Below are 15,134 nucleotides of genomic sequence, written 5' to 3' on the forward strand. Positions count from 1 at the left end.
GGACGACGCCGAGGCCGCGCGCCCGCTCGCTCACCGCGAGCCGGCCCAGCGAGCCGACCGCCGGGTCGCCGCCGGTGTGCGAGGCGGCGGGGCCGTGCAGCAGCCGGCCGGTGCCGAGCGTGGTGCCGTCCGCCGCGACGGCGATGACGTGCACCGCGTCCGCGTCGTGGGCGTCGTACTCGATCTCCTCGGGCACGTTCTGCTCGACGACGAAGACCTCCTTGCGCAGCTGGAAGCACGCGGCGCGGTCCCGCTCGTCGGTGACGGTGCGGGTGGTGTACGCGAGCGGCGCCGGGGTGGTCACCGGCTCTCCTCCGCGATCCGGTCCAGGGCCTGCTGGAGGTCCTGCGGGTAGGAACTGGTGAACTCGACCCAGCGCCCGTCCGAGGGGTGCTCGAAGCCCAGCTTCACCGCGTGCAGCCACTGCCGGGTCAGGCCGAGGCGCTTGGCCATGGTGGGGTCGGCGCCGTAGGTGAGGTCGCCGACGCAGGGGTGGCGGTGGGCGGACATGTGCACCCGGATCTGGTGGGTGCGGCCGGTCTCCAGCTTGATGTCCAGGAGGCTGGCGGCCCGGTACGCCTCGATGAGGTCGTAGTGCGTCACGGAGGGCTTGCCGTCCGCGACGACCGCCCACTTGTAGTCGTGGTTGGGGTGGCGGCCGATGGGCGCGTCGATGGTGCCGCTCATCGGGTCCGGGTGGCCCTGGACCAGCGCGTTGTACTTCTTCTCGACGACCCGGTCGCGGAACTGGGCCTTGAGCAGGGTGTAGGCGCGCTCGGACTTGGCGACGACCATCAGTCCGGAGGTGCCGACGTCGAGGCGGTGGACGATGCCCTGGCGCTCGGCGGCGCCGGAGGTGGAGATGCGGTACCCGGCGGCGGCGAGGCCGCCGATGACGGTGGTGCCGGTCCAGCCGGGGCTGGGGTGGGCGGCGACGCCGACCGGCTTCACGATGACCACGATGTCGTCGTCGTCGTGGACGATCTCCATGCCCTCGACGGGCTCGGCGACGACCTGGACCGGGGCGGGTGCCTGCGGCATCTCCACCTCCAGCCAGGCACCGCCGTGCACCCGCTCGGACTTGCCGACCACGGCGCCGTCCACCTGGACCTTGCCCGCGGCGGCCAGATCGGCGGCCTTGGTGCGGGAGAAGCCGAACATCCGGGAGATGGCGGCGTCGACGCGCTCGCCCTCCAGGCCATCGGGGACGGGCAGGGTGCGGACCTCGGGATGCGTACTCACCAGTCGAGTATGCCTTGCAGACCCCAGGGTCTGTCCGGCGGATCAGGGTCGGGTGGGTCGCGGCGTCTGGTGCGGTGCATCGCAAGGCGCCGGAATGACCTGATAGCGGAGCTATCCGGGCGTTTCGGCAACGCGGCGAGGTGCCGTGCCAGGCGTCGCGACCCCGGCCATGATCCGCCGGACAGACCCTAGTCCTTGTGCACGGTGCCGTCCGGGTCCAGGCCCTTGAAGGAGAGGAGGACGATCAGGATGCCGCCGCAGACGATCGCGGAGTCGGCCAGGTTGAAGATGGCGAAGTGCGCGGGGGCGATGAAATCCACCACCGCGCCCTCGAACACGCCCGGCGCGCGGAAGATGCGGTCGGTGAGGTTGCCGAGCGCCCCGCCGAGCAGCAGGCCGAGGGCGATGGCCCAGGGCAGGCTGTAGAGCTTGCGCGCGAGCCGGGCGATCACCACGATGACGGTGGCGGCGATGACCGTGAAGATGATCGTGAACGCCTCGCCGAAGCCGAACGCGGCGCCCGAGTTGCGGATGGCGTCGAGCTTGAGCCAGTCGCCGATCAGCTCGATCGGCTCCTGGTGCTCCAGCTTCGCCACGACGAGCATCTTGCTGCCGAGGTCGACGAGATAGGCGACGAGGGCCACGCAGAAGAGCACGATGACCCGGCGCCGGCGCGTGGCCGGCGACCGGTCGACCTCCGGCTCGGCCCCGGCGGTGGCACCGGTGTCCTGGCCGTCCGGCGCGGCCTCGCCGCCCTCGGCTCCGGTGATGTCCGGCGTGTCGATGATGCGCTCCGCCTCAGCCACGTGAGTCCCTCAACCTAGTTCCCGACTGATAGACGAGGGTACGGCACAGGTGTGCGGGTCAGCCCCTTCGCTCCTGCTTCTGCTTGTCCTCGACGCAGAGAGTGGCCCGCGGGAACGCCTGCATCCGCGCCTTGCCGATCGGCTTGCCGCAGACCTCGCACAGCCCGTACGTGCCGGCCTCCAGCCGGGCCAGGGCGCGCTCGGTCTGGTCCAGCATCTCCTGCGCGTTGGCGGCGAGCTGCATCTCGTGCTCGCGGGTGATGTTCTTGGTGCCGGTGTCGGCCTCGTCGTCGCCCGCCCCGTCGCCGGAGTCCCGCATCAGTCCGGCGAGCGCCAGACCGGACGCCTCCAGCTCGTTGCGGAGCCGGGTCATCTCGCCGGTCAGCTCCTCGCGCGCGGAGGCCACCTCCCCGGCCGTCCAGGGGTCCTCGCCCGGCCGTACGGCCAGCTCGCCGGGTTCCGTGGCGGCGCGGGCGGTCGGCACGGCTGCCGTGTCCTGGTCGGCGGTCCGCGTACTGGCCGGGCTCTTCTTGGCTGCCACCCTGTGGGCTCCCGTCTGCTCGGCGGCCTCGGCCGCCCCCGTGGTCGCCGGGGCCGTTTCGGCCCCGGTCTGCTTCGGCGCGGGTCCGCGGTCCTCCGCCGGTGCGGCGGAGGTCTTCTTCCCCGCGGACCCCGTCTTCTTCGCCGCCGTCCTCTTCGCCGCGGCCTTCTTGGCCGGCGCCTTCTTCGCGGGCGCCTTCTTCTCCACCATGGCCGCGGCCCCTTCACGGATTGTGATCTTGCACGCGAGTCGTGCTGGGACGATAAGTCGACCCCGCCCGCGCGGCAACGGGGCACGCCGCCGCACCGCCCCTCCCCGTGTCCGGATCACCGCCCGTCTGCATCCGTTGTGCCCCGCTGCCCGCCGGGTAATCCGGCCTTCGCGCCGTGCGCCCCGTCGCGCTCCCGTCCGGTCCGGCCGGGTGGCCATTCGGGTCACGCCCGGCCCCCTCGCAAACCGGTCGGCCGGGGACCGCCGGGGCCCGTACACTGGCCTCAGCGAGAGGCGTGGATGGGACGAGTAGCGTCGTACGCGGCCAGCAGCGATCCGGGGACGGTGGGAGCCCGGAGGCGAGCGCGATGTGAAGATCACCCCGGAGCCGCCGGAAGAACGCCCCGTCGGGGCCAGTAGAACCGGCATCGCACCCCAATGAGGGGGTCCGGGGCGCAGGCCCGGGGCCAAGGAGGGTGGTACCGCGGGGACCGGCTCGGTTCTCGTCCCTCCGACGGAAGAGGAAGCATCCGCCGGAGGAAGCCCGCACATGACATCGCCGCAGTACCGCCAGGTACCCGCCCAGGTCGACCTGCCCGCCCTCGAGCACGCCGTGCTCGACTTCTGGCGCGAGAGCAAGGTCTTCCGCAAGAGCCTCGACCAGTCCGAGGGCCGCCCCGAGTGGGTGTTCTACGAGGGCCCGCCGACCGCCAACGGCATGCCCGGCGCCCACCACATCGAGGCCCGGGTCTTCAAGGACGTCTTCCCCCGCTTCCGGACCATGCAGGGCTACCACGTGGGCCGCAAGGCCGGCTGGGACTGCCACGGCCTGCCGGTCGAACTGGCGGTCGAGAAGGAGCTGGGCTTCAACGGCAAGAAGGACATCGAGGCGTACGGCATCGCCGAGTTCAACGCCAAGTGCCGCGAGTCGGTGACCCGGCACACCGACGCCTTCGCCGAGCTGACGACCCGCATGGGCTACTGGGTCGACCTCGACGACGCGTACCGCACGATGGACCCCGAGTACGTCGAGTCCGTGTGGTGGTCGCTGAAGGAGATCTTCAACAAGGGCCTGCTGGTCCAGGACCACCGCGTAGCCCCCTGGTGCCCCCGCTGCGGCACCGGCCTGTCCGACCACGAGCTGGCGCAGGGCTACGAGACGGTCGTCGACCCCTCGGTCTTCGTGCGCTTCCCGCTCACCTCCGGCCCGCTGGCCGGCGAGGCGGCGCTGCTGGTCTGGACGACGACCCCGTGGACGCTGGTGTCCAACACCGCCGTCGCCGCCCACCCGGACGTCACCTACGTCGTCGCGACGAACGGCGAGGAGCGGCTCGTCGTCGCCCGGCCGCTGGTCGAGAAGGCGCTCGGCGAGGGCTGGGAGCTGACCGGGCAGACGTTCACCGGCCGCGAGATGGAGCGGTGGACGTACGAGCGCCCGTTCGCGCTGGTCGACTTCCCGGCCGAGGCGCACTACGTCGTCAACGCCGAGTACGTGACGACCGAGGACGGTACGGGTCTGGTCCACCAGTCCCCCGCCTTCGGCGCCGACGACCTCCTGGTCTGCAAGGCGTACGGCCTGCCGGTGGTCAACCCGGTCCGCCCCGACGGCACCTTCGAGGAGGACCTGCCGCTGGTCGGCGGGGTCTTCTTCAAGAAGGCCGACGAGGCGCTGACCGAGGACCTCAAGGACCGCGGCCTGCTCTTCCGCCACGTCCCGTACGAGCACAGCTACCCGCACTGCTGGCGCTGCCACACCGCGCTGCTGTACTACGCGCAGCCGTCCTGGTACATCCGCACCACGGCGGTCAAGGAGCGGCTGCTCCAGGAGAACGAGAAGACCAACTGGTTCCCGGACTCGGTCAAGCACGGCCGCTTCGGCGACTGGCTGACCAACAACGTCGACTGGGCGCTCTCCCGCAACCGCTACTGGGGCACCCCGCTGCCGATCTGGCGCTGCGAGGAGGGCCACCTCACCTGCGTGGGCTCGCGCGCCGAGCTGGGCGAGCTGGCCGGCTCCGACCTCTCCCGCCTCGACCCGCACCGCCCGTTCATCGACGACGTGACCTTCGCCTGTACGCACGAGGGCTGCGGCCTGGAGGCGCGCCGGGTGCCGGAGGTCATCGACGCCTGGTACGACTCGGGCTCGATGCCGTTCGCGCAGTGGGGCTACCCGTACAAGAACAAGGAGGTCTTCGAGAGCCGCTACCCCGCGCAGTTCATCTCGGAGGCCATCGACCAGACCCGCGGCTGGTTCTACACGCTGATGGCCGTCGGCACGCTGGTCTTCGACAAGTCGTCCTACGAGAACGTGGTCTGCCTGGGCCACATCCTGGCCGAGGACGGCCGCAAGATGTCCAAGCACCTGGGCAACATCCTGCAGCCGATCCCGCTCATGGACCAGCACGGCGCCGACGCGGTCCGCTGGTTCATGGCGGCCGGCGGCTCCCCCTGGGCGGCCCGGCGGGTCGGTCACGGCACGATCCAGGAGGTCGTCCGCAAGACGCTCCTCACCTACTGGAACACGGTCGCCTTCCAGGCCCTGTACGCCCGCACCTCGAACTGGGCGCCCTCGGCCGCGGACCCGGCGCCCGCCGACCGCACGGTGCTGGACCGCTGGCTGCTGGGTGAGCTGAACACCCTGGTCGAGCAGGTCACCCAGGCCCTTGAGGGCTACGACACGCAGCGCGCCGGCAAGCTGCTCTCCGCGTTCGTCGACGACCTGTCCAACTGGTACGTGCGCCGCTCCCGCCGCCGCTTCTGGCAGGGCGACAAGGCGGCCCTGCGCACCCTGCACGAGGTCGTCGAGACCGTGACCCGGCTGATGGCCCCGCTCACCCCGTTCATCACCGAGCGGGTCTGGCAGGACCTGGTGGTGCCGGTCACGCCGGACGCGCCGGAGTCGGTCCACCTCTCGTCCTGGCCGAAGGCGGACCCGGCGGCCGTCGACCCCGCCCTGTCGGCGCAGATGGCGCTCGTGCGCCGGCTGGTCGAGCTGGGCCGGGCCACCCGCGCCGAGTCCGGCGTCAAGACCCGTCAGCCGCTCTCCCGCGCCCTGGTGGCGGCCTCGGGGTTCGAGGCCCTCTCCGCCGAGCTGCGCGCCCAGATCACGGAGGAGCTGAACGTCTCCTCGCTGGCCTCGCTGTCCGAGGTGGGCGGCTCGCTGGTCGACACCACGGCCAAGGCCAACTTCCGGGCGCTCGGCAAGCGCTTCGGCAAGGGCGTCCAGGCGGTGGCCAAGGCCGTGGCGAACGCGGACGCGGCGGCCCTGTCGCTGGCCCTGCGCGAGTCGGGCACCGCTTCCGTGGAGGTGGACGGCGAGCAGGTCGCCCTCGCCCCGGACGAGGTGATCATCACGGAGACCCCGCGCGAGGGCTGGTCGGTCGCCTCCGACTCGGGCGCCACGGTCGCGCTGGACCTGGAGATCACCCCCGAGCTGCGGCGGGCGGGGCTGGCGCGTGACGCGATCCGCCTGATCCAGGAGGCCCGCAAGAACAGCGGGCTGGACGTCGCGGACCGCATCGCCGTCCGCTGGACCTCCACCTCCCCGGCGACGGCGGAGGCGCTCACCGAGCACGCGACGCTGATCGCGGACGAGGTGCTCGCGGTGGACTACGCCCAGGGCGAGGCGGACGCCGCGTACGGCACGCCCTTCGAGGACGAGACGCTGTCCCTGGCGTTCCGCCTCCGCAAGGCGCAGGCGTAACCGCCGGACGCCGGCGAGGCCGCCTCCGGCCCCGCCGGCGTCCGCACCCGCCCCCGCCGCGCGGGCGGGCATGCGAAAGGGCCGGGCCCCGGGGAGATCCCCGGGGCCCGGCCCTTTGCCTGCCGACGGCTACGCGCTCGACGAGCGCGTCCCGCTCAGTTGTCGTCCTCGTCGATCAGGAAGCCCCGCATCGGCGACGGAGCCTGCATCGGCTGCGGCGCCTGCGGCCGCACCGGCGCCATCGGCTGCGTCATCGCCGGGGACATCTGCTGCTGGCCGCCGTACGACGGGCCACCGCCCATGGACGGGTTGCCGCCACCCATCGGCGGGTTGCCGTGACCGCCGTGGCTGCCGCTCATGGAGTGCCCCATGGCACCCGCGCCGGCCGGGGCCAGCGAGGGCGACGGCGGCAGCGAGGCGGCGGCCGGCGTGCGCGGCGGAGCCAGCGAGTCGTCCGACTGGGTCTCCAGCTGACGCAGCTGGCTCTCCAGGTAGGACTTCAGACGCGTGCGGTACTCGCGCTCGAAGCCCCGCAGGTCCTCGACCTTGCGCTCCAGCGTCGCGCGGGCCGACTCCAGCGAGCCCATCGCCACGCGGTGCTTCTCCTGGGCGTCCCGCTCCAGCGCGTCCGCCTTGGCACGGGCATCCCGCTCCAGACCCTCGGCACGGCTGCGCGCCTCGCCGACGATCTTGTTGGCCTCGGAACGGGCCTCGGCGATCGCCTGGTCGGCGGTCTGCTGGGCCAGGGACAGGACACGGGCGGCGCTGTCGCCACCGGGGCCCTGCTGCTGCTGCATCTGCGGCGGCTGCTGCATCTGCTGCATCTGCTGCTGCGGGTTGTGACCGCCCATGGGGCCGCCCATCGGTCCGCCCATGGGACCACCCTGCATCGGGCCGGGGCCGTGGGGGCCCTGCGGTCCGGGACCGTGCGGGCCCTGGGGGCCGTGGCCGCTGGGACCGGCCGGCAGCTGCGGAGCACCACCTGGCAGTTGGGGCGGACCCATCTGCGGGGGCTGCTGCTGAACCGGCGGGCCCGATATGGCGGCGGGCACCGGGGCACCCGGCCGCTCCTGCTGCTCCGGCGGCTTGCGCATGCCCTGCTGCTGGTTCTGCGCGGCGGCACGCGTGGCGGCGGCCAGCTTGGCGCGCAGATCCTCGTTCTCACGGAGCAGGCGGGTCAGCTCCGACTCGACCTCGTCGAGGAAGGCATCGACCTCGTCCTCGTCGTAGCCCTCGCGGAGCCGGACCGTCGTGAACTGCTTGTTCCGCACGTCCTCGGGAGTCAGCGGCATCTCTTCTTCACCTCTACGTAGTCGTCGGCAGTCGGCAAGACGGTATCGCTCACAGCCCGCTCACAATGCTGATCAGGATGGAAACGATGATCATCAGAACGAAGAAGGACAGGTCGAGTGCCACGCCCCCGAGACGCAGCGGCGGGATGAACCGCCGCAGGAGCTTGAGCGGTGGATCGGTGACCGTGTACGTCGTCTCGAGTACGACCACCATCGGCTTGCCCGGCTGCCATGAACGTGCGAACTGGAAGACGTAGTCCATGACGAGCCTGAAGATCAGCACGATGAGGAAACACATCAACGCGATGTAGACAACACTTTGTGCGACGCCCATCCTCGCGCTTCCCTCTCCCCTGGCTCTCGTAGCTCCGGCCTCCCGGCCGGGGTGGTTCCCGGTGTCGTGTTCTCAGCTCTGGTTGAAGAATCCGCCCTCTGCGATACGGGCCTTGTCCTCCGCCGTGACATCGACGTTAGCAGGCGACAACAGGAACACCTTCTGTGTCACTCGCTCAATGCTGCCATGGAGACCGAAGACGAGTCCCGCGGCAAAGTCGACAAGTCGCTTCGCGTCCGTGTCGTCCATCTCCGTGAGATTCATGATCACCGGGGTGCCCTCGCGGAAGTGTTCCCCGATGGTACGGGCCTCGTTGTAGGTCCTGGGGTGCAGCGTCGTGATCCGGTAGGGCTCCCGCTCGGACACGACCTTGGGCATGATCACCGGTGCGTTCTTCTCCAGGTTCGGGCGTTCAGGTGTGATGGATGCCACGGGTGCGATCCGGGCGGGTCGCTCGCGCTCCGCCGGGATCTGAACCGGCTCCCGCTGCGCCGGAGGCTGGACCGCGCGGACCGGTTCGTCACGCTCCCGGTCGCGTTCCACCTGGTGGGCGGGCTGGTGCCGGCGCCGGTCGCGCTCGGGCTCCGGCTCGGGTTCGAATTCGTCGTCGGGGTCGAACCCCGGACCGTCGTACCCATCGTCCTCCACGAGGCCGAGGTAGACCGCCATCTTGCGCATCGCGCCGGCCATGCTCTGAGTCCTCCGCTCTGTGGTGGATCGGCTTCTGTCACCAGGTGGCCGCGATCCACTCCGGCCAGACCGCCATGGGCGGTAATGACCATATTTTCTGCTGTGGTCCGACTTGCTTGGCGACGTTACCCGAGCCCGGCGCGGACTCCGAGTACCGCAGTACCGACGCGCACATGTGTCGCTCCGGCCGCGATCGCGTCCTCGAGGTCCGCACTCATCCCTGCGGAGACCATGTTGGCAGCCGGATGGTTCCCGCGCAGCCGGGATGAGAATTCCATCAGCCGGTCGAACGCGGCCCGTTGCCGCCCGGCGAACGGGCCGGAGAGCGGCGCGACGGTCATCAGTCCGTCCAGCCGCAGACCGGGCGCGCCGGCCACCGCGTCCGCCAACTCCCCGATGCCGTCCGGGGCGACGCCGCCGCGCGCGCCCCGCTCGCCGCTCTCCGCGTCGAGCGCGACCTGGATGAGGCAGCCGATCTCGCGACCGGCTCGCCCGGCCGCCGACGAGAGGGCGGTGACCAGCTTCACGCGGTCCACCGATTGCACAACATCGGCATAACTGACCACAGAACGAACCTTATTGGTCTGCAACTGACCGACAAAATGCCATGAGAGGGACAGATCCGAGCACTCGGCGGCCTTGGGAGCGGCGTCCTGATCGCGGTTCTCCGCGACCTGACGCACACCGAGTTCGTGCAGAATCCGCACATCACTCGCGGGGTAGGTCTTGGTGACGACGAGCAGGGTCACCTCCTCGCGGTCGCGGCCGGCCGCGGCGCAGGCCGAGGCGATCCGTTCCTTCACCCGCGCCAGGTTCGCGGCGAGTTCTTCCTTGCGTTCCGTCATGCCCTATCAGTCCAGCCAGACATATCCGGCGAGCCGCCCGGTGGTGCGGTCGCGTCGGTACGAGAAGTGGTCGCCCGATTCCAGGGTGCAGAAGGGCGAGGCCTGCCGGTCGGTGACGCCGAGGGCCGCCAACTGGGCGTGCACCCCGCCGGTCACGTCGACCGCGGGGGTGCCCCAGCTGGTCTCGGACCACGAGCCGGGCACGCGCGCGGCGACCTCGTCCCGCATCGCGGCCGGCACCTCGTAGCACCGCCCGCAGACGGCCGGTCCGGTCCGCGCGGTGATCCGGGAGACCTCGGCGCCGAGCCCGACCATGGCCTCGACCGCCGCCGGCACGACTCCGGCGACCAGCCCCGGACGGCCCGCGTGCGCCGCGGCGACGACCCCGGCCTCCGGATCGGCCAGCAGGACCGGCGTGCAGTCGGCGGTGAGCACGGCGAGCGCGAGTCCGCGGCGCGCGGTCACCACGGCGTCCACGGCGGGGATCTCGCGCTCCGCGTCCCAGGGCCCGTCGACCACGGCGACGTCCCGGCCGTGGACCTGGTTCATCCAGACCACCCGCGCCGGGTCGAGCCCGCGCGCCCGGGCCGCCCGCTCCCGGTTCGCCAGAACGGCGGCGGGGTCGTCGCCGACCGCGCCGCCGAGATTCAGCTCCGCGTACGGGGCGGCGCTCACTCCACCCCACCGGTCGGTGAAGGAGAAGTGAGCGCCGCCCCGGGAAAAGACGGAAACCTCCGGGTTCACCGCCCTGTTCGGATCTATCACTTCAAGAAGTCCGGTACGTCCAGTTCCTCGGCCTGGGAGTCCGAGTAGGGACGGGCCGGCGGGACGTGCGGCGGGGAGACGACCGGCGGGAGGTGGGTCTCACCCACGACCGGGACCGGCTCCGGCTGCGTCGGCTCCTCGCGCGGCGGGACCGAACCCAGCCCGCTCGACTGGCGGACCGGCTCGGGGGCGGCCCGCACCGGCGCCGGGGCCGGCTCCTCGCGCTTGGCGGTGTTCGCGCCGAGCACGTTCTCCCGGCGGGCCGGCGGCTGGCCGCCGTCGAAGCCCGCCGCGATGACGGTGACCCGGACCTCGTCGCCCAGGGCGTCGTCGATGACCGCGCCGAAGATGATGTTCGCCTCGGGGTGCGCCGCCTCGCTCACCAGCTGGGCGGCCTCGTTGATCTCGAAGAGACCGAGGTCGCTGCCGCCGGAGATGGAGAGCAGGACACCGCGGGCGCCGTCGATGGACGCCTCCAGGAGCGGCGAGGAGATCGCCATCTCCGCGGCGGCCACCGCGCGGTCGTCGCCGCGGGCGGAGCCGATGCCCATGAGCGCCGATCCGGCCTCGGACATGACCGACTTGACGTCGGCGAAGTCGAGGTTGATCAGACCCGGGGTGGTGATGAGGTCGGTGATGCCCTGGACGCCCGAGAGCAGGACCTGGTCGGCCGACTTGAACGCGTCGAGCACGCTGACCTGGCGGTCCGAGATGGACAGCAGCCGGTCGTTGGGGATGACGATGAGGGTGTCGACCTCTTCGCGGAGTTCGGCGATGCCGTCCTCCGCCTGGTTCGCGCGACGCCGGCCCTCGAAGGTGAACGGGCGGGTGACCACACCGATCGTCAGGGCGCCGAGCGAGCGCGCGATGTTGGCGACGACGGGTGCGCCACCGGTGCCGGTGCCGCCGCCTTCGCCTGCGGTGACGAAGACCATGTCGGCCCCCTTGAGGACCTCCTCGATCTCCTCACGGTGGTCCTCTGCCGCCTTGCGACCGACTGCCGGGTTCGCCCCGGCGCCGAGGCCCCGGGTGAGTTCGCGGCCGACGTCGAGCTTGACGTCGGCGTCGCTCATCAACAGGGCTTGCGCATCCGTGTTGATCGCGATGAACTCGACGCCCTTGAGACCGACCTCGATCATTCGGTTGATGGCATTGACACCACCGCCGCCGACACCGATGACCTTGATGACTGCGAGGTAGTTCTGCGGTGCTGCCACGTCGAAGGCCTCTCGCCTCGAGTTATGTGTCGTCGCTGGGCGGTGGTCACGCCGCGACGACGGATGCCGATTGGGACGGTCCGAACGCCGACCCAAACCCTAACGTTCAAGTTTAGGGTTACCAGTGTGTCTGCTTCATGGACTCTTCCGAACAGGACACTAAGTCGACAAGTGGCGCACGTTCAACGAACACGCCGAACCTCCCGTTTTTCTTTTCACCCTATGTGATCACCCGTAGCGCTGACCAACCAGGGTGCCGGCCAGGCCAAATGTGCGTCAACCACCCGACACCGCCGGGGCGGTGGGCGCACTCACGTCGAAGTGTCCCGCTTTGGGGGCGACTTTCATGAGAGCGGTGAGAACTTTCGCTTTCGCCGCACCCGCTTCACCGCTTCCCCACATCACCGTGCGATCCCCGCCGAGTTCCAGCGAGATGGCGTCGTACGAGGCGACCCGCACGAGACGGGTGTCCTCGGCGACGGCGTCCGGAAGGTCGCCCGCCACCCGGACCGCCTCCCGCACCAGCCGGTCCGTGCCGAAACGGCGCAGACTCGGGGAGCGGCCGGCGGCCAGTTCCAGCAGCGGCACCCGCACGGGCGCCTTGTCCACCGTGGCGAAACGGACGCCCTCGTCGTCCACTTCGATGAACTTTCCGCCCTTTTTCACCAAAAGGACCGGCTTTCGTTCGGTCACTTTAAGACCGATGCCGTGCGGCCATGAGCGAACGACATCCACCTCGTCGATACGAGGCAACTTCTGGCGCAACCGCCGCTCGATCGCCCCGGTGTCGACGGAGACCAGCGGCGCCCCCATCGGCACCGCCGCCGCGCGCTCCACCTCGGCCGGGGTCAGCACCCGGAGCCCGGTGATCCGGACGTCCTCGGTGCGCAGCCAGGAGGATCCGTACAGCGCCCAGACGACTCCGGAACCGAGCAGCAGCACGGCGGCGGCAATCAGGATCAGCAGCCTTCGCCGGGGCATCCGGGGCCCGTCGGCGGCCGGGCGCGGCGGCCGGTCGGGGGTGTCCTCCTGCTTCCCTGCGCCGCGCTGGGCGGTCGTCGGTCCGGCCACGCTCGCTCCTTACGCCGGGTCCGGAGGCCATCGCCCCCGGACCCGCCCGCCTCACGCGTTACGGCGTGCGGCAATCGCCTCGTACACCATGCCGACCAGCAGATCGTCGGCGTCCCGGCGGCCGAACTCGGCGGCGGCGCGGGACATTTCATACAACCGGTGCGGATCGGACAGCACCGGAAGGACGTTGACCTGCACCCACTCGGGGGTGAGCGCAGCGTCGTCCACCAGCAGACCGCCTCCGGCGTTCACCACCGGCTGGGCGTTCAGCCGCTGTTCGCCGTTGCCGATGGGCAACGGGACGTAGGCGGCGGGCAGTCCGACGGCGGAGAGTTCGGCGACGGTCATCGCGCCGGCGCGGCAGAGCATCATGTCGGCCGCGGCGTACGCGAGATCCATCCGGTCCACGTACGGTACCGGGATGTAGGGGGGCATCCCCGGCATGTTGTCCACGCGCGGCAATTCGTTCTTCGGCCCGACCACGTGCAGGATCTGGATGCCGGAGCGCTGGAGCAGCGGCGCGACGCGCTGCACCACCTCGTTGAGGTGGCGGGCGCCCTGCGAGCCGCCGGAGACCAGCAGCGTCGGCAGGTTGGGGTCGAGCCCGAACGCCGCGCGCGCCTCGGGTCGGACGCGGGCCCGGTCGAGGGTGGCGATGGTGCGGCGGAGCGGGATGCCGATGTAACGGGCTCCGCGCAGCTTGCTGTCCGGGGTGGAGACGGCGACGCCGTGCGCGTACCGGGAGCCGATCTTGTTGGCCAGGCCGGGCCGGGCGTTGGCCTCGTGGACCACGATCGGGACGCCGGCCCGTTTGGCGGCCAGATAGCCCGGCAGGGCCACGTAACCGCCGAAGCCGACGACGCAGTCGGCCCGGGTGCGCTCCAGGACCTGCTCGGCGGCCTTGATGGTGCCGCGCAGCCGGCCCGGAACGGTGATCAGTTCGGGCGTGGGCTTGCGCGGCAGCGGTACCGCCGGGATCAGGGCGAGTTCGTACCCCCGCTCGGGTACGAGCCTGGTCTCGAGTCCCCGCTCCGTGCCGAGAGCGGTGATCCCCACGCTCGGGTCCTGCCTGCGCAGGGCGTCCGCGAGGGCAAGCGCGGGCTCGATGTGGCCGGCGGTCCCCCCGCCGGCGAGTACGACATGCACCGAAATTCACCGCTCTCCGGACGGACGCTTCTTGACGCGCCGTCTCATCGTCTTCCATCTCACCCCTGGCCTCCGCACGGCCAGGGCCGCCTTCGCGGCGGGCTCGTCCCGCGCGAACGCGATCAGGAGCCCGACGGCGAACATGGTCGGCAGCAGGGCCGACCCCCCGTAGGAGAACAGCGGGAGCGGGACACCGGCGATCGGCAGCAGGCCGAGCACCGCACCGATGTTGATCACGGCCTGCGCCGTGATCCAGGTGGTCACACCTCCCGCTGCGTACCTCACGAAGGGGTCCTCCGTGCGTCCGGCCACGCGGATACCCGCATAGCCTAGAGCCGCGAAGAGGGCGAGCACCGACAGCGTCCCCGCCAGCCCCAGTTCCTCCCCGGTGATGGCGAAGATGAAGTCGGTGTGCGGTTCGGGGAGTTGGCCCCATTTTTCCACACTTGCGCCGAGGCCGGATCCGAACCAGCCGCCCGACGCCAGAGCATAGATGCCGTGTACCGCCTGCCAGCAGGAGCCACCGGGACCGGGCTCGCTGGCCCCCATGCACTCCAGCCGGGACATGCGGTTGGGGCTCGTCCGGATCAGCAGGAAGCCGATGAGCCCGGCGACGGCCAGCACCCCGGCGAACAGCCGGGTGGGCGCGCCGGCCAGCCAGAGGAGCCCGAACAGGATGGCCGTGAGAATGATCGCAGTGCCCATGTCGCCGCCGAGCATGATGAGCCCGAGCAGCATGAAGGCGACCGGCACCAGCGGGACCAGCATGTGCTTCCACTGGGTCAGCAGCCGCTTGTCCTGTTTGCGGGCGAGCAGATCGGCGCCCCACAGCACCAGGGCCAGCTTGCCGAACTCGCTCGGCTGGAGCTGGAAGGGCCCGCCCAGGTAGAGCCAGTTGCGGTTGCCGTTGACCGACATCCCTATCCCCGGCACCTGGACCAGCACCATCAGGAAGACGGTGCCCAGGAGCAGCGGGTAGGACAGCGCGCGGTGCAGTTTGACCGGCATCCGGGCGGCCATCGCCATCAGCCCGGCCCCGATCACCGCGGCCAGGAACTGCTTGCGGAAGAAGTAGGTGCCGGGCTTGCCGAGTTCCAGCGCCTTGATCATCGAGGCGGAGTAGACCATCACCAGGCCCAGCACGGTGATCAGGAGTCCGGCGCCGAGGATGACGTAGTACGCCGTCAGCGGGCGGTCCCAGGCCCGGCGGGCCCGCTCGTACAGCCGCCGCACTCCCCCGCCGCGCGGGCTGCGGGGGCTGCCCGCGCTCCG

14 protein-coding genes are annotated in these 15,134 nt (G+C 71.0%); 1 reads left to right on the forward strand and 13 read right to left on the reverse strand.

The features are described from left to right. The 4 genes from MHW47_RS20895 to MHW47_RS20910 all read right to left on the reverse strand — a co-directional run. Window positions 1–304 (reverse strand): GNAT family N-acetyltransferase (locus tag MHW47_RS20895; protein WP_374230122.1); only part of this gene is annotated, 304 nt, incomplete at its 3' end. Next, window positions 301–1,242 (reverse strand): RluA family pseudouridine synthase, encoded by a 942-nt coding sequence (locus MHW47_RS20900; RefSeq protein WP_239225308.1) that lies wholly within the window; start codon window positions 1,240–1,242, stop codon window positions 301–303. The genes MHW47_RS20900 and MHW47_RS20895, both read right to left, overlap by 4 nt. 188 nt (window positions 1,243–1,430) lie before the next feature. Then, window positions 1,431–2,048 (reverse strand): signal peptidase II, encoded by a 618-nt coding sequence (lspA, locus tag MHW47_RS20905; protein WP_239225309.1) that lies wholly within the window; start codon window positions 2,046–2,048, stop codon window positions 1,431–1,433. Window positions 2,049–2,106: 58 nt separating this feature from the next. Beyond that, the gene (locus MHW47_RS20910) at window positions 2,107–2,799 is read right to left on the reverse strand and encodes a TraR/DksA C4-type zinc finger protein (RefSeq protein ID WP_239225310.1); all 693 of its coding nucleotides are present in this window, start codon (window positions 2,797–2,799) and stop codon (window positions 2,107–2,109) included. A gap of 550 nt (window positions 2,800–3,349) precedes the next feature. On the opposite strand from MHW47_RS20910, the gene ileS reads away from it, so the two are divergent. Then, window positions 3,350–6,502, forward strand: coding sequence for an isoleucine--tRNA ligase (gene ileS, locus MHW47_RS20915; RefSeq protein WP_239225311.1), 3,153 nt, complete (start codon window positions 3,350–3,352; stop codon window positions 6,500–6,502). 155 nt (window positions 6,503–6,657) lie between these two features. Here the strand turns inward: ileS and MHW47_RS20920 are convergent, their stop codons facing one another. From MHW47_RS20920 to ftsW, 9 genes are all read right to left on the reverse strand, one after another. Beyond that, window positions 6,658–7,794: a DivIVA domain-containing protein gene (locus MHW47_RS20920; protein ID WP_239225312.1), complete on the reverse strand. Its 1,137-nt coding sequence runs from the start codon at window positions 7,792–7,794 to the stop codon at window positions 6,658–6,660. Between the two features lie 49 nt (window positions 7,795–7,843). Beyond that, window positions 7,844–8,128: a YggT family protein gene (locus MHW47_RS20925; RefSeq protein WP_111332689.1), complete on the reverse strand. Its 285-nt coding sequence runs from the start codon at window positions 8,126–8,128 to the stop codon at window positions 7,844–7,846. A gap of 72 nt (window positions 8,129–8,200) precedes the next feature. Continuing rightward, on the reverse strand, window positions 8,201–8,818 hold the full coding sequence (locus MHW47_RS20930; protein ID WP_239225313.1) for a cell division protein SepF: 618 nt from the start codon (window positions 8,816–8,818) through the stop codon (window positions 8,201–8,203). Between the two features lie 125 nt (window positions 8,819–8,943). Next, window positions 8,944–9,663: a YggS family pyridoxal phosphate-dependent enzyme gene (locus MHW47_RS20935; RefSeq protein WP_239225314.1), complete on the reverse strand. Its 720-nt coding sequence runs from the start codon at window positions 9,661–9,663 to the stop codon at window positions 8,944–8,946. 6 nt (window positions 9,664–9,669) lie between these two features. Next, window positions 9,670–10,407 (reverse strand): peptidoglycan editing factor PgeF, encoded by a 738-nt coding sequence (gene pgeF, locus MHW47_RS20940; RefSeq protein WP_239225315.1) that lies wholly within the window; start codon window positions 10,405–10,407, stop codon window positions 9,670–9,672. 17 nt (window positions 10,408–10,424) lie between these two features. Further along, window positions 10,425–11,645 carry a cell division protein FtsZ gene (gene ftsZ, locus MHW47_RS20945; protein WP_239225316.1) on the reverse strand — a complete coding sequence of 407 codons (1,221 nt, stop codon included), beginning with the start codon at window positions 11,643–11,645 and terminating at the stop codon, window positions 10,425–10,427. Between the two features lie 276 nt (window positions 11,646–11,921). Further along, a complete protein-coding gene (locus tag MHW47_RS20950) occupies window positions 11,922–12,716 on the reverse strand; it encodes an FtsQ-type POTRA domain-containing protein (protein ID WP_239225317.1) in 795 nt (264 codons plus the stop codon). Between the two features lie 51 nt (window positions 12,717–12,767). Further along, window positions 12,768–13,862 carry an undecaprenyldiphospho-muramoylpentapeptide beta-N-acetylglucosaminyltransferase gene (gene murG / locus MHW47_RS20955; protein ID WP_239225318.1) on the reverse strand — a complete coding sequence of 365 codons (1,095 nt, stop codon included), beginning with the start codon at window positions 13,860–13,862 and terminating at the stop codon, window positions 12,768–12,770. 6 nt (window positions 13,863–13,868) lie between these two features. Further along, window positions 13,869–15,134 (reverse strand): putative lipid II flippase FtsW (gene ftsW, locus MHW47_RS20960; protein WP_239225319.1); only part of this gene is annotated, 1,266 nt, incomplete at its 5' end.

This window comes from Streptomyces sp. OfavH-34-F, from assembly GCF_022347745.1.
GTDB lineage: Bacteria > Actinomycetota > Actinomycetes > Streptomycetales > Streptomycetaceae > Streptomyces.